The sequence below is a fragment of the Sporosarcina sp. P19 genome, assembly GCF_002743165.1.
Lineage (GTDB): Bacteria > Bacillota > Bacilli > Bacillales_A > Planococcaceae > Sporosarcina > Sporosarcina ureae.
The window spans coordinates 80,074-99,184 of sequence record NZ_PDYR01000012.1; the positions used below are offsets into that span (position 1 = coordinate 80,074).

Annotated in this window: 23 protein-coding genes; 18 read left to right on the top strand and 5 right to left on the bottom strand. The window is 38.1% G+C overall.

Annotated elements, in window-relative coordinates; translation table 11 throughout:
• Positions 1-32: 32 nt before the first annotated feature.
• Both CSV74_RS12790 and CSV74_RS12795 read right to left on the bottom strand, forming a co-directional pair.
• Positions 33-2,453, bottom strand: coding sequence for a DEAD/DEAH box helicase family protein (locus CSV74_RS12790; protein WP_099691945.1), 2,421 nt, complete (start codon positions 2,451-2,453; stop codon positions 33-35).
• On the bottom strand, positions 2,446-2,772 hold the full coding sequence (locus CSV74_RS12795; protein WP_099691946.1) for a nucleoside triphosphate pyrophosphohydrolase: 327 nt from the start codon (positions 2,770-2,772) through the stop codon (positions 2,446-2,448). The genes CSV74_RS12790 and CSV74_RS12795 overlap by 8 nt, the downstream gene beginning before the upstream one ends.
• A gap of 293 nt (positions 2,773-3,065) precedes the next feature.
• Between CSV74_RS12795 and CSV74_RS12800 the strand changes: the two genes are divergently transcribed.
• Together CSV74_RS12800 and CSV74_RS12805 are read left to right on the top strand one after the other, a co-directional pair.
• Entirely contained in the window at positions 3,066-5,096 is a 2,031-nt protein-coding gene (locus CSV74_RS12800) for a putative bifunctional diguanylate cyclase/phosphodiesterase (RefSeq protein ID WP_099691947.1), read from the top strand.
• A gap of 146 nt (positions 5,097-5,242) precedes the next feature.
• Positions 5,243-6,148 (top strand): chemotaxis protein, encoded by a 906-nt coding sequence (locus CSV74_RS12805; RefSeq protein ID WP_099691948.1) that lies wholly within the window; start codon positions 5,243-5,245, stop codon positions 6,146-6,148.
• Between the two features lie 118 nt (positions 6,149-6,266).
• On the opposite strand, the gene CSV74_RS12810 is transcribed toward CSV74_RS12805, so the two are convergent.
• A complete protein-coding gene (locus CSV74_RS12810) occupies positions 6,267-6,446 on the bottom strand; it encodes a hypothetical protein (protein WP_099691949.1) in 180 nt (59 codons plus the stop codon).
• Between the two features lie 229 nt (positions 6,447-6,675).
• Between CSV74_RS12810 and CSV74_RS12815 the strand changes: the two genes are divergently transcribed.
• From CSV74_RS12815 to CSV74_RS12910, 14 genes are all read left to right on the top strand, one after another.
• On the top strand, positions 6,676-7,092 hold the full coding sequence (locus tag CSV74_RS12815; protein ID WP_099691950.1) for a hypothetical protein: 417 nt from the start codon (positions 6,676-6,678) through the stop codon (positions 7,090-7,092).
• An 80-nt stretch (positions 7,093-7,172) separates the two neighbouring features.
• Positions 7,173-7,412 carry an ATP-dependent Lon protease gene (locus CSV74_RS12820; protein WP_099691951.1) on the top strand — a complete coding sequence of 80 codons (240 nt, stop codon included), beginning with the start codon at positions 7,173-7,175 and terminating at the stop codon, positions 7,410-7,412.
• Positions 7,413-7,541: 129 nt separating this feature from the next.
• Positions 7,542-8,000 (top strand): hypothetical protein, encoded by a 459-nt coding sequence (locus tag CSV74_RS12825; protein ID WP_099691952.1) that lies wholly within the window; start codon positions 7,542-7,544, stop codon positions 7,998-8,000.
• A gap of 296 nt (positions 8,001-8,296) precedes the next feature.
• The gene (locus CSV74_RS12835; protein WP_233190922.1) at positions 8,297-8,872 is read left to right on the top strand and encodes a YrvL family regulatory protein; all 576 of its coding nucleotides are present in this window, start codon (positions 8,297-8,299) and stop codon (positions 8,870-8,872) included.
• A 70-nt stretch (positions 8,873-8,942) separates the two neighbouring features.
• Positions 8,943-9,206 (top strand): YczI family protein, encoded by a 264-nt coding sequence (locus tag CSV74_RS12840; RefSeq protein ID WP_233190924.1) that lies wholly within the window; start codon positions 8,943-8,945, stop codon positions 9,204-9,206.
• A gap of 266 nt (positions 9,207-9,472) precedes the next feature.
• On the top strand, positions 9,473-9,847 hold the full coding sequence (locus tag CSV74_RS12845) for a hypothetical protein (protein ID WP_099691954.1): 375 nt from the start codon (positions 9,473-9,475) through the stop codon (positions 9,845-9,847).
• 635 nt (positions 9,848-10,482) lie between these two features.
• Entirely contained in the window at positions 10,483-11,010 is a 528-nt protein-coding gene (locus CSV74_RS12860; RefSeq protein WP_099691957.1) for a GNAT family N-acetyltransferase, read from the top strand.
• 613 nt (positions 11,011-11,623) lie between these two features.
• Positions 11,624-12,007, top strand: coding sequence for a VanZ family protein (locus CSV74_RS17155; RefSeq protein ID WP_099691959.1), 384 nt, complete (start codon positions 11,624-11,626; stop codon positions 12,005-12,007).
• Positions 11,937-12,278, top strand: a complete 342-nt coding sequence (locus tag CSV74_RS17160) for a VanZ family protein (protein ID WP_099691960.1) — start codon at positions 11,937-11,939, stop codon at positions 12,276-12,278. Before CSV74_RS17155 ends, CSV74_RS17160 begins: the two co-directional genes overlap by 71 nt.
• Positions 12,215-12,823, top strand: a complete 609-nt coding sequence (locus tag CSV74_RS12880; protein ID WP_233190925.1) for a Type 1 glutamine amidotransferase-like domain-containing protein — start codon at positions 12,215-12,217, stop codon at positions 12,821-12,823. Before CSV74_RS17160 ends, CSV74_RS12880 begins: the two co-directional genes overlap by 64 nt.
• A gap of 107 nt (positions 12,824-12,930) precedes the next feature.
• Complete coding sequence (locus tag CSV74_RS12885; RefSeq protein WP_099691961.1) at positions 12,931-13,122, top strand: hypothetical protein; 192 nt, start codon at positions 12,931-12,933, stop codon at positions 13,120-13,122.
• A gap of 421 nt (positions 13,123-13,543) precedes the next feature.
• Positions 13,544-13,723: a DUF4083 domain-containing protein gene (locus CSV74_RS12895; protein WP_099691963.1), complete on the top strand. Its 180-nt coding sequence runs from the start codon at positions 13,544-13,546 to the stop codon at positions 13,721-13,723.
• Positions 13,724-13,873: 150 nt separating this feature from the next.
• A complete protein-coding gene (locus tag CSV74_RS12900) occupies positions 13,874-14,293 on the top strand; it encodes a cytidine deaminase (RefSeq protein WP_099691964.1) in 420 nt (139 codons plus the stop codon).
• Between the two features lie 374 nt (positions 14,294-14,667).
• A complete protein-coding gene (locus CSV74_RS12910; RefSeq protein WP_099691966.1) occupies positions 14,668-14,901 on the top strand; it encodes a DUF3953 domain-containing protein in 234 nt (77 codons plus the stop codon).
• A gap of 204 nt (positions 14,902-15,105) precedes the next feature.
• Here the strand turns inward: CSV74_RS12910 and CSV74_RS12915 are convergent, their stop codons facing one another.
• Both CSV74_RS12915 and CSV74_RS12920 read right to left on the bottom strand, forming a co-directional pair.
• On the bottom strand, positions 15,106-15,348 hold the full coding sequence (locus tag CSV74_RS12915; protein ID WP_099691967.1) for a ribosomal protein L7/L12: 243 nt from the start codon (positions 15,346-15,348) through the stop codon (positions 15,106-15,108).
• Positions 15,349-15,382: 34 nt separating this feature from the next.
• Entirely contained in the window at positions 15,383-15,910 is a 528-nt protein-coding gene (locus tag CSV74_RS12920) for a hypothetical protein (protein ID WP_099691968.1), read from the bottom strand.
• 445 nt (positions 15,911-16,355) lie between these two features.
• Between CSV74_RS12920 and CSV74_RS12925 the strand changes: the two genes are divergently transcribed.
• Positions 16,356-17,747 carry an L-cystine transporter gene (locus CSV74_RS12925; protein ID WP_099691969.1) on the top strand — a complete coding sequence of 464 codons (1,392 nt, stop codon included), beginning with the start codon at positions 16,356-16,358 and terminating at the stop codon, positions 17,745-17,747.
• Between the two features lie 231 nt (positions 17,748-17,978).
• Complete coding sequence (locus CSV74_RS12930) at positions 17,979-18,677, top strand: CPBP family intramembrane glutamic endopeptidase (RefSeq protein WP_099691970.1); 699 nt, start codon at positions 17,979-17,981, stop codon at positions 18,675-18,677.
• Positions 18,678-19,111 lie beyond the last annotated feature (434 nt).

The following is a 19,111-nucleotide window of genomic DNA, read 5'->3' on the forward strand; positions in this document are numbered from 1 at the left end:
ATTATTTTAACAAATCACATAGAATTGCTTTCTTATAAGTCCGAGCTTTGTCTCTCAAAATACCAATGCAACCGATACTCACAAATCTCCCGTACCCAGCCAAACAAAACATCCTCATGCAACTCTTCAATTTCTATCTCCGTACCAAAAACATCACCATCAAACACAAACAATCCTTTCGAAGATCCATTCCACTTCGTCATCGGCATAGTAGCAATCAACCTAGCCACTTTACCTTCATCATACTCCCGAAGTGACCGACCTTGTCTATCTGATAGATCCGCATCACGACGATATGGTTTCTCCATTAAATACGCATGGAAGAAGGGGGCAACTACATTTGGTGTTACAGGTTGATACCAGTCAGATGCGCCTCGCGTCAGCATGTACTTCAGTAGAATCATCTTATAGCTTTTGTTCATTAAGGTTTTATTGATTTCGATGAGTAGATCTCTGTATTGCGTGAGTACTTCTTTCTCCAAGTCATTCAGCTCATCCGCATACTCCAAAAGAATCGGATACGTTTTGAATATCTGCTGAATAGCCTTCGCATCTTCATTCGCTTTCAAATGATATTCGAGATAAGTCGGGCGGTGTCCTAGTTCTGCTTTTAACTCGAAATACGCATTAATGAGTCGCTGTTGGATCGGTTCGTTTTGTTTCATTGCTTCGAGTAAGTCAATGATAGCTGTTTCGAAATGGAACTCGAAATAGCCTGATTCGGTAAACGTTTCGCTGCTAATCTTTGTAGGTAATTCCTTGTTCTCGTTAAACACTTCGAACTTCTTCCGTGCGTTGCGATAGTTTCCGATTAAGTCGATGATTACGCAATGGGATTTGCCGGCGGCTAAACGTAAGCCGCGTCCGATTTGCTGGGTGAAGACAGTTAGTGATTCGGTAGGGCGAGCGAATAGGAGTGTGTCTACGCTCGGGATATCGACGCCTTCGTTGAATAGATCGACGGTGAAGATGATGTCGAGTTGGCCTGTTTCCAGCAAGTTGCGTGCGGTGGTGCGTGTTTGTCTGTCCGTGCTGCCGTGCAAGGCAAGTGTGCGGTAGCCGGCTTTTGTGAAATAGTCGTTTAAGTAGATAGCTTGTTTAATGGAAGAACAGAAACCAATCGTGCGGGTCTTTTTGTGTTCGTTCCATGCGTTAAGTACCGCTTCTGCATAACTGTCTCGTACTTGCAGGCGTAGTAGCTCTTCTTCATCGTAGCGATTATTGCGCCACTTCAGTTGGCTATAATCCGTCTCGTCCAGTACGCCGTAGTAGACGAAAGGGGAGAGCCAGTTTTGCCGGATGGCGTCTAGGAAGTGAATCGAGATCGCTTCGTTGCCATCGCATAGGCTGTAGACGTCTTTGTTGTCGAGTCGGTCGGGTGTAGCGGTTAGACCGAGTAGGAATTCGGGTTTGAAGTAGTCCAGTACTCGTTCGTATGTAGTGGCGGCCGCATGATGGAATTCGTCCACGACTATCAAGTCGAACGCAGTTGGCGAGAATTGGTGCAAGTGGTACTGTCTCGCGAGCGTTTGAATCGATGCGAAGACGAATTCCGTGTCTGCTTGTCTTTGCTGGCCGTTGTAAATTCCACTTGTACGATTCGGAAAGACGCGTGCGAATGAAGCTTGTGCTTGTGTGAGTAATTCTTCACGGTGAGCGATAAAGAGTACACGTTTGTATGATACTGAAAAGAAAGCAGCTATATACGTTTTCCCAAGTCCTGTTGCAAGAACGACAAGTGCTTTTTCGTAGCCCGCTTCAACCGTTTGATGTAGCGCAGTGAGAGCCAGCTGTTGTGCAGGTCGTGGATCTAATACCGATGATTGATAGGGTGCTGTAGGATCGACGGTACTACTTTCTTCTTGTTCAGTTGCACCGAATGTCATTTCAATTTCTGTCTTAGGTTCCCACACTGCACTAAATGGTAGTTTCCGATTTGTTTCATCGTATCGTTTTCTATACAACTCAATTTGTTCGCTGTTGATGGGTACCGTGTTCGCACATAAGAACATCTTCATAAATTCATCCGCAGACGTTTCGAAAATTTCTTCGTCTACTGTCGATGGTGCGTAGAGGTTCCATTCGATTCCTTTCGTCAAAGCGGAACGCGATAAGTTAGACGAACCTATAATGACGGTGGAGCTGTTTTGTGATTTGAATAGATACGCTTTTGGATGAAAGGATGTACCTCCACTTTCGATCATGCGAAGTTCGGCAGTGGGTAATCCTTCATGTAATAATTGCAGGGCTTCGGGTTGTGTAATCGATAAATAATCACCCGTCAGTATTTTGATATCAGCGCCACGCATAGAGGCGTTACGTAAGGCGGGAAGTACTTCATTCACTCCAGATTTCATCATGAACGCTGTCATCCAGTAGATCGTATCCGCTTCTGCAGTTAGCCGCTTTAAGTCATCTAGCAAGTTTTTCGTCAGTAGGCGCAGCTTAGTCATCCGCCACTTCCACCAAATAAATTCTCTCATTAAATCCGCCGCGTGCTTCAGCTTTCTCTGCGCGTACAGCTTCTAGTTCCTCCACTGTTACACCATGATAAGCAGCTGCCGCATGAATGAGTTCCAGTAAGTCGGATAGTTCTTCGACAGCATCTTCCGCGTTAGTTGCTTCTTCGTACTCTGCTAGTTCCTCGTGCATCTTATTATTGATTTCAGCTATGTATTGTGAATCGTTCAATGTATGCGTTACGCACGTTTTTCCGTCCGCCTCGATGATCTTTGGGATGAGGTCGCGTACGAGTTTGTTATAGATAGGCATATGTTGTCTCTCCTTCAATTCCGTAATTTGCTTTATTCTACCATAATTCGCTATTTTCTGTGACAATATAAAGGGTTTCATTATCCAATTATCAGAAAATAGCATATAATTATTATAACACTTATAATTTAAATAGACTTATAGCCTAAACAGTTTAAAAGTAATTGACTACTATAGGTAAATAGTAAATAATAAATAGTAAGCACTTACGTTTGTGTAACGTTAGTTGTGAGTACTTAGAATCATTATAAAATATGAATATTCCTATCTTATAGATCGAGGAGGTGGAGCGGATGTTTTCGACACCAGACTACAATGAATACATACAATTAATCGGTTCCTTTTCATCAAAAACGATACTAGTATCTGTTTTGGTGATAGCGTTCGCTTCCTATACCACACTCGTATTATATGAACGTATGCTAAAACCTAGCTTTTTTAAACGGGAAGTATGGCTCTTATTGGCTTCACTGACATTATCGTTTGGGATTTGGGCGACCCATTTTCTAACAATGGATTCCCTATTGTTGCCGGTTGAAATGCATGTGCATTACGGTTGGGCTTTCATTTGTATAGTGCCGATCTTCTTTGCGACGTTACTCGCGTTCCAGCTTGTACGAAGCCCGATGAAAGCTTGTTGGCGCCATGCCGTAGGAGCTGCATTGATTGCGCAAGGTATGAGTGCTATGCAATATTTAGGCATGAAAGCGATGATGGTGGATGCTTTAATCGTTTATGATTGGAAACTGCTCATTGCGGGGAACTTGATTGGTGGATTATTGGTCTATCTGGCGCTACGGGAAATTAGCAACCCGAGAGGTATTTCGCTATCGATAGCATTTGTCATGTTTTTTCTAACGGTTGGAACACTTTCCCTGCATTATCTAGGCATATTCGGTACTAACTATTATATAGAAGAAGGACAAGCGTTACGTGAGTCCGTTATGCATATGGAGATCATGAATGCGTTGATCGGTGTTGGGGTTGGGCTGTTACTTCTTGGGATGTTATTGACATCCTATATTGATCGCTATGTCGATTATTGGCTGAAGTATTTCGATGTTTTGACGAAATTACCGAATCGACGAAATTGGGAGCGTTGTTTGACGGATGACGCCGCAACAGGAGACGTCGCGATTTGGAATTTCCCGGATTTGCCGCGTATCAATCAATTATACGGCTACACAGAAGGAGATATTATTTTGCAGCAAATCGGTGAGTTGCTTGCAAAGTGGAAACCTTCTTACGCACAGTTGTATCGTGTCAGCGGAAATCGGTATCTATTTTGTGTAGATCAGACAGGACGAACTGCGGACTTTTATAAAAATCTTGTGATCATGCAGCGTGAAATTGATCAACTACTGCCGATTAAGAACCAAGAGATGCGCTATACATGTGGTTTAGCTAAGGCGAATCAAAATAAGTCGGTGAAGACGCTATTTAAAGAAGCGTTGATGGTTGTCGAACAAGCGGCCGCGTCACATGAGTGGGGATTGTTGACGTTCGACCCCGTTATCCACGGAAAGTCATATGAGCAAGATGTCTTGCGTGATATTTCCGAGGCGTTGGATAAAAGACATATCTATCTTGTCTACCAACCAAAAGTAAAAGGGGCTGCGCATGAGTTCGTTGGTGTGGAAGCATTGCTTCGCTGGACGCATCCAGAACTTGGTGCGATCCCGCCCATGACGTTTATTCCAATATTGGAGCGAGAAGGAAGAATGGGTGAAGTGACGGACTGGATTATTCGCGAAGTGTGCAGACAAATTCATAATTGGGATTCGCAAGGTATTCACGTGCCGCAAGTAGCGATTAATATCCCTGGTGAATACGTGACAGAACCGCGTTTACTCGACCTATTATGGAAAGAAATTAATGCATATCGATTCGATCCTAGCCGTATTGAACTGGAGATAACGGAAACGAGTACGGCGAAGTCCATCACCCAGGCTATTGCTGCGATGAAACGATTCAGGCGCTATGGATTCTCGATCGCACTCGATGATTTTGGAACAGGCGTGTCTTCTTTGTCCTTTTTACAGCAGATGCCGATTACGACATTGAAAATCGATAAGTCCTTTACGGATGGAGTACCAGCGCCAGCAAAGAAGAGTGCCGTGCTGAACGCCATAATAGCAATCGGGTGCTCGATGGATCTGACCATAGTCGTCGAAGGGGTAGAGAGACTAGAACAAGTGGAATTCCTGCTTGATTTGAAATCGGATTTAACTTTCCAAGGGTACTATTTCTCGAAGCCGTTGACCGTTCCGCAGTTCGAAAACTGGTTGGCGAATTCGAGTAAGCTGGGGTTCGTACACCCCTAACCCCATTTCATTAGTAGATTTATTTATATTGCCATAGATTGATAGTCAATTGGTGTGGTATACTAGTTCTATTGCACCAATGAATTGTATATTCTATGAATACATACATTAGTAATAGACCATATCGTCTGAGAGGGTGGAAGGATTTGTCCAATGATTCAGGTATTTTATTGGAAAGCGGAACAAATGAGCTGGAGATCGTCGGATTTGAGATGCAAGGTAATCGTTATGGCATTAACGTGATCAAGGTAAAGGAAATTATCATGCCATTGAAAATCACACCGATTCCTCATGCGCATTTTGCAGTGGAAGGAATTATTCAGTTGCGCGGGGAAGTATTGCCGGTCGTTAGTATGGAGAAAATCTTAGGAATGGCACCTTCAAGCCACCCAGAAGATGCCAAGTATATCGTCGCTGCTTTCAATAAACAAACGGTCGTCTTCCGCGTACATAACGTAACGCAGATCCACCGCATTTCTTGGAATCAAATCGAGAAACCTTCTGGCATTTATGCAGCAGAAAACTCTCAAGTGATTGGTGTCATCAAGCTCGATGGCGACATGTTGCTGTTGCTTGATTTTGAAAAGATCATTATGGATATTAATCCGGATGCAGGGATTAACGTGGAGCAAGTGAAGAAACTTGGGAAGCGTGAGCGTTCAGATAAACGCATTTTGATTGCGGAAGACTCGCCGTTATTGCGTAAGTTACTGTATGACACGCTCAGTGAAGCCGGCTACGCGAATCTCGACTTTTATGAAAACGGGAAAGATGCGTTTGATTATTTGGAGACGCTAGTGGCGGATGGTATCGATGTGAAGAAGGACATTCAGTTGGTTATCACAGATATCGAGATGCCACAAATGGACGGACATCATTTCACTAAACGTATTCGTGAGACGCCAAAACTCACCGAGCTACCGGTTATCATCTTCTCTTCACTCATCACAGATGACTTGAAACATAAAGGCGACAGTGTTGGAGCAGACGATCAAGTGAGTAAGCCAGAAATTGCAGAGTTGGTATTGAAGATTGACAAGTATATATTGTGAAAACAGACTTCCGCGAAAATGCGGGGGTTTTTTTTATGTAAACCACGAGCCACTTTCCGTTTTAAAGGAAAGTGGCTCGTTGGTCGTTCTATAGAATGACTGAAGTAAATTTACTAGATTATTTATTGTCGGTGGAACCAAAATCTTCGCGTACTTCGGTTACATCTTCTGGAGATATCTTTTTTCTAATATCGTAATATTTGTCCGCTCCGATTCCGCCTTCACCAATCATTTTGGAAATTTCCTTCGTCCGCATTTCATTCTTTTTAATAATTTCTTTTCTGTCGTCTTTAGCCATTTGCAATTCCTCCTTATAATAAAAAACTAGTTTGCTTTTCAAAAAAGAGAATCTGACTCCACTTCTATTTTACCATAGTAGAGTAGACGATTGCGAATTATCACATATATATCAAACCTTATTGTAAAATAGCAAATTACCTATATGTAATCTTTGGAAGTAATGGTATATTTATTGGAAGTAATTATACAATTCTTTTGGAATTAAAGTGACAGGAGGCATACATTAAATGAGAAGATTATTCGTGTTGCTGATCATTGCAGGCATGTTGGTAGGGTGTGGCGAGAAGCAATTGTCTTATTCGGAAGTGCCAATCGACAAAGTGAATGCAGATGTGAAAAGCTTTATTGATTTAATAGACACTGCTGATGATCCTGAGGGAAATGGGGTTTATATGTTCAATGAAACGGAATTAATACGATACTTGTATCTAAATCAAGATTTCCTGGATAGTGGAAAAGGATTTGGTGATATGGAAATTAGAACGGATGAAGATTCATTCCAGATTTACTTGCAGGAGAATGATGAACCAACAAATGACGAATATAAATTATATAAGATTACATTGGATCGGACGTATGAATATATGCGAGTTTTTAAAGATGATGAGGAAACGCATGTTCAGTTAATTGGAGTAGGAAAATAGAAGAGATGATAGTGGCAGAAAATCTGTCACTGAGTACTTTTAAGAGAAATCATACGGAACGCATGTAGAGGAGAGAGGGTATGAAGCTAGTAGGGTGTATTTTGGTGGCGGGTGTTTTAGGCATTTTGGCGTTTATCGGTCCTATAGGTTGGTATGCGTTAACTGCCATCATTGTTGGAGTGATTTTTAGATCGTTTTGGTTGTTGAAGGAAATACATCAACATATCGTTCCAGTCGATCCGTACGATGGAGTGAAGGATGCATACGAAAGATATATTCTTGAGCGAGAGGAACGGGAGAAGCAGGAGCAAAATGGTTGAGACTTGAGCGTCAATTGACTGTCCTGACGATTCACTACTAGAGGTGTGTTATGTGAAAGCTGAACTGCTTCTGAAACGGGCCAACTAAACGAGTAGAAGGAGGTAAATATCATAAAGCGTTTCATTGTTATGTTAATAATGACCAATTTTTTACTATTATCTGCGTGTAGCGAAGAGAATCAAGCAAATTATTCCCCATCACCGGAAGCTGCTTTAGAGGAACTGATTCAAAGCGAAGAAATAAAAGGAAGTATTGACTTGATCACTACAACGGACGAAATAGAAATTTTAGTGGTCGAACAGGATAAAAACAAGTACTTTGTAGGTGAATGGTTAGAAGATAAAAAAGGCTACACTGCCAATAGAATATCAGCCAATGTCACTATGGAATTAGGAGGAAGTTGGGAGTTAAAAACAAACTCCAAACATACATACACGATCTATTTTGAAAAGAAGCAAGAGGATCACAACTTTTATCCTTTATCGAATGAGGATTATTATATCTCGCTTGTAGAAGGTCATCAGGTCACAAAGGAAGACGCTATTACTACGAATGCAATACAAGATATTAGGGCAGTAAAAGATTAATCCCGTGAGAGTGAAAGGTTTGCCCGAATATTAATAATCGTTTTTCTGGTGGAGTTGTTGAATGAGCACTGTGCCAGGAATGGGCCAGTTTTTGAAACAGAAAGGAATGAATATATGTTTAAAAGAGCACTAACGTATTGTTTAATTTTCATCGTGTTTCTAACGGCTTTACAGTGGTTATTCCGACCAGAAATTCGTTGGGGTGAAAATGTTGGACTTACTGTCATTGCATTTTTTGTTTTTATTTTTGTGGAATGGATAACCAAATCCAATAAGAAAGCTAAGAGTTAAATGTCTTGCTCCCTTCACAATTGGGTGCAATTGCTTCACAAGTAATCGCGCCAATATCGCAATCGGGCCAATTTGTAGAATTTGTAAGCAGAAAAAATAAATTAAAGGTGAGTTATAGTAAGGAGGAATTCACTATAAAAAAATTGAAAACATTCTTCATATGTACGTCTATCGTATTAATCATTTTGCTCTCCATTACTTTTTTTGAATATATTTTTCTGAGATTACTTGGATTACAGTATGATTCAATAGGTGCTTTACTATTTTTCTTTGTTTTATATCTTTTCTTTGAAATACCTCTTTCACTTATTACAAATGCAATCCCGAAGGCTTTGAAATCTGTGGGGATTATCAAGTCAAGTAAAGGATGGCTGGTTTTCATTCTAAATATAAGTCTTACATTTACATTAATCGGGCTACTTGATCATTTTATGGAGAATATTGAGATTTCTATACAGGGTGTATTTATATTCGCATTAATCTCTGGGTTTTTAAGTTGGAAATTAAGCGAAAATGATGTCAAACCACCTGATGTTGAAAGTAAAGAGTTCAAGGAATTAGAAGATAAATTTAATACTTAAACTACTTTAGTTTCCACAAACGGGGCGTTTGTTTTATAAGCAAATGCTCAAATACCGCAATAGGGCCAGATTGTTTAAGAAGAAAAAGGGTGTGGGTTATTTGCTGATTTTAGTACGTTTAGTTTTCGCAGCCTTAGCTGCGTTATTTGCGGGATATGGAATTAGCACCCAAGACTTTAGGCTATCTCCATATATGATACTGTTTTTAGGTTTAGCGCTATTGGTTATGGGGTTAGAGGAGTTTCAAAAAGAGCGAAAAGTGTCTGGCTCTTTTTGTATTGTTGTTTTTTTATTTTCGTTATATGTTTCAATCGAGGGGGTTATATTGAAGTAGCGGGTGCAGTTGTTAAACAATTGGGGGCAATTCTATAACAAGGAAATGCGCTTAATCTACATAAGGGCGAATATTGTAAGAAGAAAAGTATATGAGGCTGAGCAGTTAATTCTGGTCGTTAAAATGCTGCTTCACAACAATATCTATCAAACGGCTATCGTGTTATTGCAATAACAGAAAAAGACAGAGAATTATTCTTATAGTTTTGTGAAATAAGTAACTTTTAGGAGGTATGCGTTCTGAGTCCGAGTAGTGTAATCCTTTTCATGATTTTAGTTGCACCTATACTATTGTTGCTCATTGTGGCACTTTTTTGGAAAAAGGCTCGGACTATCCTGTTAGTTCTAGCGATTGTTGTGGCATCGATCGAAACTTTTTATGTGATGTACAAACAAGAGTCATCGCTTCAAGAGTGGTATGAGCATGAGGACATTGTAAATGCCTACTTAGAGAAAACGTATCCTGAAGACGATTGGGTAAGTAGACATGCTACTAGATCTGCTTTTTCTCGGGCAGGTGTTGAAGTAATATTCATAGACGAACTCGAAGTCGTTTATATGTATATAGTTGAAGATGGTGATGTGAATCTCGTTGGCTATTCCTCGGAAGAAGGATATGAAAATCCGAAAAGAAGCGAATAAGAGATTGCTTATGGATTTAATTCAAAAAGAGTACAGAAAAAGTAAAGTGTTCTTTTTCTTGAAGTCTTTTATTAGCATAATTGCAATTTACTTTGCCTTTCGAGTTATCTTTGTTTCTGTATCAGGATTAATATTTGAAAGTCCCTTACCAAAAAATATGTATATATTCCTTTTCAGTATGCTCTTTTTCTTAGGATTATCAAATGTTGTTCAGCTAGTTGAAATGTTCCTTAATAAGAAAATAGAACACTATATTAAGTAATTGGGGAAAGATCAATGAGAAATGTTAAGGGGATGGGGGTATGTTAAAAAAGGTTGTTAAGTATTGGCTAACCACTTGTTTAGTATTCTTGGTACTTGTAACCATTATGCAATGGTTATTCGATCCAGAGATAACATGGATCCGGAATATTAAAGTTGCTGTTATTTCATATTCATTTCTTATAGCTATCGATTTGATGATCAAATTATCAACAAAAGTCAAAAAAATATGTCTGGCTGTTAAATGTTTTGGGGCTTTAACTGAACCACTGTTGCACACCAAACGGGCCAGTTTGTTAAATAATTTGTTGTAGGCATAATTAAATTTCAATTGAATTTTGCTATATTACGAAATAAATAAGGGGGAGAATTATATGTTTCCTACACTAGAAACAGATAGGCTGATATTAAGAGAATTAACAAATGAAGACGCAGAAGGCATTTTTTCTTGTTTTTCTAACGAGGACGTAACACGTTTTTACGGACAAGAAACGTTCAAAAGTGTAGTAGAGGCAGAAAAAATCATAGATATATTCTCAAAAAACTATAGAGAAAAAAGTGGCATACGATGGGGGATTGAGCGAAAGGAAACCAAAGGTATAATTGGAACTATTGGTTTTAATGCTTGGTTGCCCAAACATAAACGAGCTGAAATTGGTTACGAAATTCACCCGCAACAATGGAGAAAGGGATATACCTCAGAGGCAGTTTCCCAAGTCATTTCCTATGGCTTCGATGTTATGGGTTTAACTCGTATAGGTGCAGTCGTATTTATTGAAAATGAAGCCTCGAATAAGTTATTAGGAAAAGTAGGTTTTCAACAAGAGGGAGTATTAAGAAATTATATGTACCAAGATGGAAAGCCGTATGATACATACGTATATTCCCTCCTTAGAGAATAGGCTTTCACAATCGGGTGCGTTAACTGTACAACCATTTCGCAAAAAAACAGTAATTAAGATTGTTTGAAGGATTGGAGGGTTAACCATTTTCATTGTAGTTATTATCATTTTATTGCTTGTTATGTCCTTATTGTTCAGTGGAAAAGCTCTGTATAATAAATGGGTGGAAATATTGGTAACATTCTATTATCTTATTATTACTTTCGTATTCATCTATGGTTATCATCGTATTCACAAGAAATACAATATGTATGACGGACCTGTTGTACCAGAGGGCTGGGACGTGAATAGGGATTGGGCATACGGGTTTAGTTTTGCTTTTATCATTCCAATTGCGATTCTTGTTTTATACGCAATTATTCAAAAAATAAAGCCGATGGAAAAAGATCGTGGGACTTATTTTATAAAAGCCATATCGCTTAGTGTAATAGTATTGTTTATTTTATTTAGTATTTTTAATCTTGCATATGGTTTGAGTCCTTGAGTTAGTTTATTAGCCATGGTTAATTTAACGGATGCATTTCTTGCATAAGATTTGTGCTTCAAACGCGGGCGTTAAAAGAACAGCTATAGTGCACCAATCGGGCCACTATATGAGTTCTGAGACTACGGAGTGTTTAATTTGAATAAAAATCAATGGAAAATCATCTTTGGCATTTACATCGTATTGGTAATAAATTTCGTAGTGGTTAAGTTTAACGGAAATATATACAACACTATCAATACTGTGCAAATGAATATTATGAGAAGGGCCGAGGGTGGATCGAATTATAATTTCATACCATTCCAGACAGTTAGCATTTACCTAGCAGATTTAAGTTTCGGTGTCGCACTTGTAAATATCGTAGGTAATATCATTCCTTTTATTCCAATGGGATTTTTAATTCCATTGGCTTTCCGCTCTCAGAGAAGAATGATAAAAAACCATGTTCACATGCTTCCTGCTGATCGTAAGCATAGAAAGCATTCAGTTCTTTGCATATTTAGGATCTTTTGATGTGGATGATATTATTTTAAATATGATTAGTTGTTTCATAGGATTTTTGTTTTTAGTGCATACAGCAGAATTTATAAAAAGTATAAATCTGCGTAACTTGAGTATAGGGAGAAAAATTGATTTAAGTAATCGGGGGCTATTCGTGCATAAGGGCTTCACAACAAACTGGACAAGTTACAAAATACTAGCACTAAGGAGAGTTATTAATTGGAGAGAAATATCCTTGCAATTTCTAGTGGAGGCTTTTCCAAAGAAGATGAAGCTTATATAGACGAATACTTACTAAAAATTATTATAAAACAAAAACCATTAAAGATTGCATTTGTTGCAACGGCAAGTAATGATGCACCTGATTATATTAATAAGTTTTATGGTGCTTTCAAAACAGAACACGCAAGCCATATTACAATAAAAGACTTTGAGAATTCAAATATCCAAGAAACTGTAAATTCCTTAGATGTTGTATATGTAGGCGGTGGTAATACTCAATACATGCTAGAAACTTGGCAAAGAACACACTTCGATATGGTATTAATAGAAGCATATCAAAATGGTGTGATCTTGGCTGGAATAAGTGCAGGAGCGATGTGTTGGTTCGAAACTTGTTATAGTGAGAAAAATGATGAAGAGTACGAAGAATTTAAAGGTTTGGGAATTTTAAAAGGTAGTCTTTTTCCGCATTATAATGACGAAAAACGTCGTAAAGCATTCGATAACTGGGTAATTACTCAACCCAAAAGTAATATATATACGCTAGAAGACAATGAAAGCTTACATTTTCGTGATGAAGAATTAATTGCAAAAATTGTAGTGTGAGTTGTTCTATTACTCCGTTATCCGGGGGAGTTCTGGAATAAGGATTTGCACCCGTTGAACAATAGGACCATATTATTAGAATCAATTTAGGGGTAGGAGGAGACACAATGAACAAATATCATCGGTCTAGCTTACTGTTAATTATTATTGTATCTATAACGATAATTTTATCTACGTATTGGTTAGATGTAGAGATTGGATATGGAATTATACTTTTGTTCTTAGCTGTTGGATATACTATTTATCTAAATTTTAAAGCACTTAGAAATGAACAAAAGAAAGATAAGCAGCTTCAATAAACGGGGGGCAATTCCGGAACAAGGATTTGCATCCGTTAAATAATAGAGCCAGGTTGTTTAGAGGTTGATAAAAATTTTAGCTATATAACTGATTAGCAATCAGAGTGATGATTTTGATTATTAATATAGACGGATATCACCATCAAATTTTAGTTTCTGGGAAGAAATGCACAAAACGACAATTGGTAGATAAATATAGACATACAAAAGAATTATCGGATGAAATTAGGGATCTTCCTAAATTATTTTGTATGCTTCATAATTTTGACGAAATCCCTTATGACTTTAACATGAAGGTCGATTTTGTTATAGATACTGACACAGATAGAATTTATTCACCATCTTATTAAATTAAAGAACGCTTTAGCTGAATAAAAGTTATGGCAGAATGGAGCCGGAGATAATTTTTGGGGTGTAGAAAATGAATTCTGAAGTAACTTTAGACCGTAGTTTTAGTATTGGTGATGCGTTGATTCAAATAATTCCGATCGTATTTATCATACTAATTATAGTTGTCATAGTATTGATTGTACGTTCTAGCAAAGAAAGAAGAAATCAACTTGATAGAATTGAAAAGAAAATTGATGAACTCATAAAATAATCTTAATTTGCATTAATCGGGGGGCAATAAGTGCATAAGGTTTGTGCTTCAATCGGGCTAGAGATTGTAGTATCGCCTTGTCGAAATTACAGAGATTAACAGAGGAATTTCAAAAGTGTATCTGACAAAAACTTCTGGGGGAAAAAGAAAATGGACATTGATCAAAAACTTTATCATGCAGCAATTGATTTAATAAAAAATAGATATCCTACTGGTTGGGGTGGGGCAGCTGCGATGTATACAGAAAATGGCCAACTCCTAACCAGTGTATCGCCAAATGTTATCAATGCTTCAACTGAATTATGTATTGAAACGGGTGCAATTCTTGAAGCACATAAACTAAATAAAAAAGTAACACATTCTCTGTGTGTAGTACGGGATGACGAGAATTCTAAGTTTAAAGTTTTAACGCCCTGTGGAGTCTGTCAAGAAAGACTGTATTATTGGGGATCTGATGTTAAGGCGGCAGTTACTTCAGATGATAAGAATTTAACTTTTAAAACCCTAGAGGAAATACAACCCTATCATTGGACAAAGGCTTATGATCAGGAAGATCTATATGCTGAATAAATTCAGCTAACGGGCCGTTTAGAGGCGAAAGGGGAGGATGTTTTGTTAAACATTTTCTTAGGATTAATAACTTTCATATCCATTATCTCTCTTTTACTCGGAATAAAAAGAAAATCCAGATTAACTATATTTTTTGGTGCTATCGCTTTTATTGCTCCTTTACTTTATTTGGGCTTCAGAAATTGGATAATCTTGTTGCCATTAGTTCCCGCAATATCATTTGTGGTCTCAGATTTAGTAATTAAAAAAAGGGATTCTGCACAAGGGTAGTGGGCATGGCTTTAGATATTCCATTCCGTAAACGGTGGCGATTCTTGAAGAAGGATTGCACCCATTTCAGTAATAGGGCCAGTTGAATTAAGAGGAGTGATCTGTTGTTAAGAATTATACAGTTTATATTTGTTGCAGTTGGCATCTTCTTTGCAGCATATGGACTTATTACAGAAGATTTTCAATTTCAAAGTTATATGATGTTGTCCTTAGGTCTAATGTTTTTAGTAATGAGTATTCAAGAGTTTAAAGAAGGTCGAAAAGTTTATGGTTGGATATTTCTGCCAACTTCTCTATTTGCTTTGTTTGTCACAGTTCAAGGCTTCTTATTAAGCTAATGGACGCGATTGTTGAGTAAAGAAAATAAAAAATACAAAAGATACGAGATTATTCTTGTCCTTTTCATTTAGTGTTTTTTTTCGTTAACTTGCTGAGTGTAGCTTTTGCTTATTATTTGGCGACGGAAAAACAGGGAAATAAAAGAACCATTGCTCAAAATGTCAATGGTTCATTTATTTTAGTTGTTAATTAATTATTATTTATTATTTAATATTATCTACATACTCTTTTGCTTCAACTAGTCCTAGGCCAGTTTTTTCTCTAACATGTTTTATTATTTTAGTATTACTCGTGTTAGATTTAATCATGTTTTGAACTTCTAAAGTAAGTTCAGGGTTGATAGTTGAGAATTTTGTTTGACTTAATTTTTTATTTTTACTTAGAAGAACACTTATAACAATAACTGCACACAGCGTTATTATGAGTAAAGATAATTGTGTAGTCATATCTCTTTGAACTCTCCTTTTCTATTATCTATTTTTATAGATTACATGAAGTTTTCACATTTGTGAATCCTGTTAACTCTGCAACTAGAGCACTTAAAATAGCTGCCTTTTCTTTAGCGGTTGTTGCTCCTACTAATAATTTAGCTGTTTCTACTGCTCCACCTAATTGTTTAACATATTTTTTAATTTTAGTTAATTTAGCAATAGGAATAGCGTTCATTACGAGTAATTCAGCAACAGCTAAACTACAACCCCACCACCCGTATGGCTGCATAATCATAGGTGCTACTTCTCCCATATTTGGGTTGTAAACATTAGACGTGATACCTTTGTCGGTAAAATATTGATTAATTGCCTCAGAATCTCCTGATTCTAGCAATTCATCAGGAATTTCTTCTATAGCTTTTAATGTTTTAATTGCTTGATCTAGTTCTTCCTGTGTGAAATCATTATCACCTTCTTGAGCGTTTGTTATGCTAGGTGTGAATGTAAATAGCATTAAAGTAACTGTCATGAGCCAAACAAAAGGTTTAACTACATTGTTTTTTGATGTAATGGACATGTTGAATTCCTCCTACTATGTTAAAATCTCACTCGATCTCATGCTAACAATTGAGTTTATAAGATTCAAGATATTGTGTGTTAAAGATTACGAGAGTTTATTCTGGTGTTTTTTATTTAGTAGTTTTTACCGTTAATATTTATATAGCTCTTAACACTAATCTTTAGTTTTATCGGTGGTATTTTAATAGTCATTGCGCATATGATTGAGTATTCGTAGTATAGAGACATTCATGACAATTGTATAAATTTTCAAGGGGATATCGATTCTAGTTAGCTTAGCCGGTATTCCCTTTTTTTAGTAGAGATGTTGATGCAAGTGAGTAGCGTAAAGGATTGTCTAAAGTAACTTTCTTTAAAAACATACTTGACGAATAGGGATTAAGGGGATAAAGTAAAGTCTATATTAAAGTCTACAATACTATTAGACAGAGGGGTGCAGAATGATGAATACTTTTTTCCTTATCGTGAACATTGCGGGCCTATTATTGCTCGTCGGCCTATTATATAGAATGAATCGTAAAAAGGTTTCATTTTCAAAACGCGTTTTTACGGGGCTTGGGCTCGGGATTGGCTACGGACTTATTTTACATTTCGCATATGGCACAGAGTCTGAGATCCTCAAGCAGTCGATGCCATGGTTTAACCTAATCGGGAGCGGCTATGTTAAATTACTGCAAATGATTGTCATGCCCCTTGTTTTTATTTCCATCTTAGCAGCCTTTACGAAAGTGACGATTGGGAAAAACTTCGGGAAAATGGCGGGTACGATTTTAGGTATGCTCGTCGGTACAACCGCGATTGCTGCGATTATAGGGATTTCAGTCACGCTGCTATTTGGACTGGACGCTTCTGAAATTGTACAAGGAGAAGCAGAAGCAGCACGTGGGCTTTCTATAGAAGAAAACTACGAAACTGTAGCCGATCTTTCGTTACCTGAAAAGCTTATTGATTTATTACCTGCTAACCCTTTCTTAGATTTCACAGGGGCACGTCCAACTTCAACCATTGGGGTCGTTATTTTTGCGGCATTCCTAGGATTTGCCTACTTAACGATTACAAGAAGAGATGAAGAAAATGCGGTCACGGTGAAAAAAGGAATTGATGCGATTTATGCATTGATCATGGGTGTTGTACGAATCGTCCTACGTTTGACGCCATATGGTATTTTGGCGATTATCGCGCGAACTGTAGCGACGTCTGACTTTATGGCAATCTACAGTCTTGGGAAGTTTGTACTTGCTTCTTATGTCGCTTTACTAGTGATGTTCGGCATTCACTTGCTCATTATTACATTATCGGGATTAAATCCAGTGACGTATGTGAAAAAAGCAGGAGAAGCGTTGATATTTGCTTTTACATCACGCTCAAGTGCCGGCACATTACCGTTAACGATTCATGCACAAACAAACCGCTTAGGTGTACCTGAAGGGATCGCAAACTTTTCTGGCTCATTTGGTTTATCCATCGGGCAAAATGGCTGTGCAGGCATTTACCCGGCGATGCTCGCTGTCATGATTGCTCCATCGGTTGGTATAAATCCACTTGATCCAACATTTTTAGTAACATTAATCGCGATCGTTGCGGTTAGCTCATTTGGTGTAGCGGGTGTTGGGGGAGGCGCGACATTTGCCGCAATTCTTGTCTTGTCGGCATTAAATCTTCCTGTCGCACTCGCGGGGTTATTGATTTCTGTTGAACCATTGATTGACATGGGCCGTACTGCGGTAAACGTCAGTGGTTCGATGACAGCGGGTGTCACAACAGCCCGCGTGACGGGTGAACTTGACACGGATATGTATAATGAATCACTTGAAAAACAAACAGCAGAAGCTTAAGTTTAAGAAATCCCGCAGGAGACAACATGGTCTTCTGCGGGATTTTTTTAATTGAACTAACATCCGGTTAGAACATCAAGTGGAACTGGATAAACGGAATCATTTGACTTTTGCAAAAGATTTTTTGGGAAATTCTGTTATACTGATAGAAAAGTAAGTTTAGGTTCATAGATTCACAATAAGCTCAAGATTGTGTATTAAAAAAATAGGATGTCGAAGGGGAATTAGGCTATGGATTCACCGGGGTGGAAACAAAAAGATGCATGGACATGGAAGGAATTTATTCTGCTATTGTTACTCGAATTTGTATTCGTCATGGTAGCTGTTAAATATGGTATGCAGTCACTATATCAATTCTGGTTTGATCATACACTATACTCAGGAACGGTGACTGGATTAACAATTGCAGTTGTGCTCATGTTAGGTTTATATTTTATTGCATTGAAACCACAAAATTTATCGTGGAGGGATGTTGGGGTAAAAGGGTTTCCTGCATCGTATTGGTGGAGGATTCTAATCTGGCTATTCATAACCATTGTGTTAAGTGTGGCTGTCGTGCTTTTAACTAGCCTGGTGGGAAATGATGTAGATAACAGTAAAACGGAGAGCCTGCAACAAAATGTAAACGTAATTACGGTTCTTATAGCCTTTGTTTCCGCTGGTATCATATCGCCTGTATACGAGGAAATATTTTATCGAGGTTTTATTTATCGTTGGTTAAGAGTGAGACTTGGGATGGGTTGGGGAATTGTGTTTAGCTCACTGATATTTACGGCTGCTCATTTTCCAACGTTAAATGCGATGCCTGTAAATTTTATCACTGGTATTGTGTTTGCCTGGACCTATGAAAAGACAGGTTCTATTATTCCGGCAATAATTATTCACGGCATATTTAATACAATTGCAGTTTTACTAATAGCAATAGGGTGAATTATAGTTTTACTATTAACCAGGGGTATTTCTCGAAGAAGAATAGCACCTGTTTTCAGTAATCGGGCCAAATTATTTAATAATGTATTTAAAGGAGTAGATAACTTATGAAGATAAATTGGACTTTGTTTTTTTCATATCTTTTTGTGTGGATAGTGGTTGGCATAGTGATATTTGATAATGTAATTCCTATGATTATTTTTATAATCTGTGGAGGAGCATGCGGTGGTTTTATACTTGCTACTAAAAAGAAAAGAAAGGTTTGCAATTGAACTATTAAACAAATGGGGGCGTTTATGGAAGAGGCTTCTCTGTAGTTGGCTAGTTGATCTTCGCTACAGTCGGCGACTCCCAGAGGATCAGCGAGAGCCGTAACGAAGAACGGCTTTTGCGAGTGAAGCGAAGCGAGAAGGAGCACATCTTTGCTTTGACAG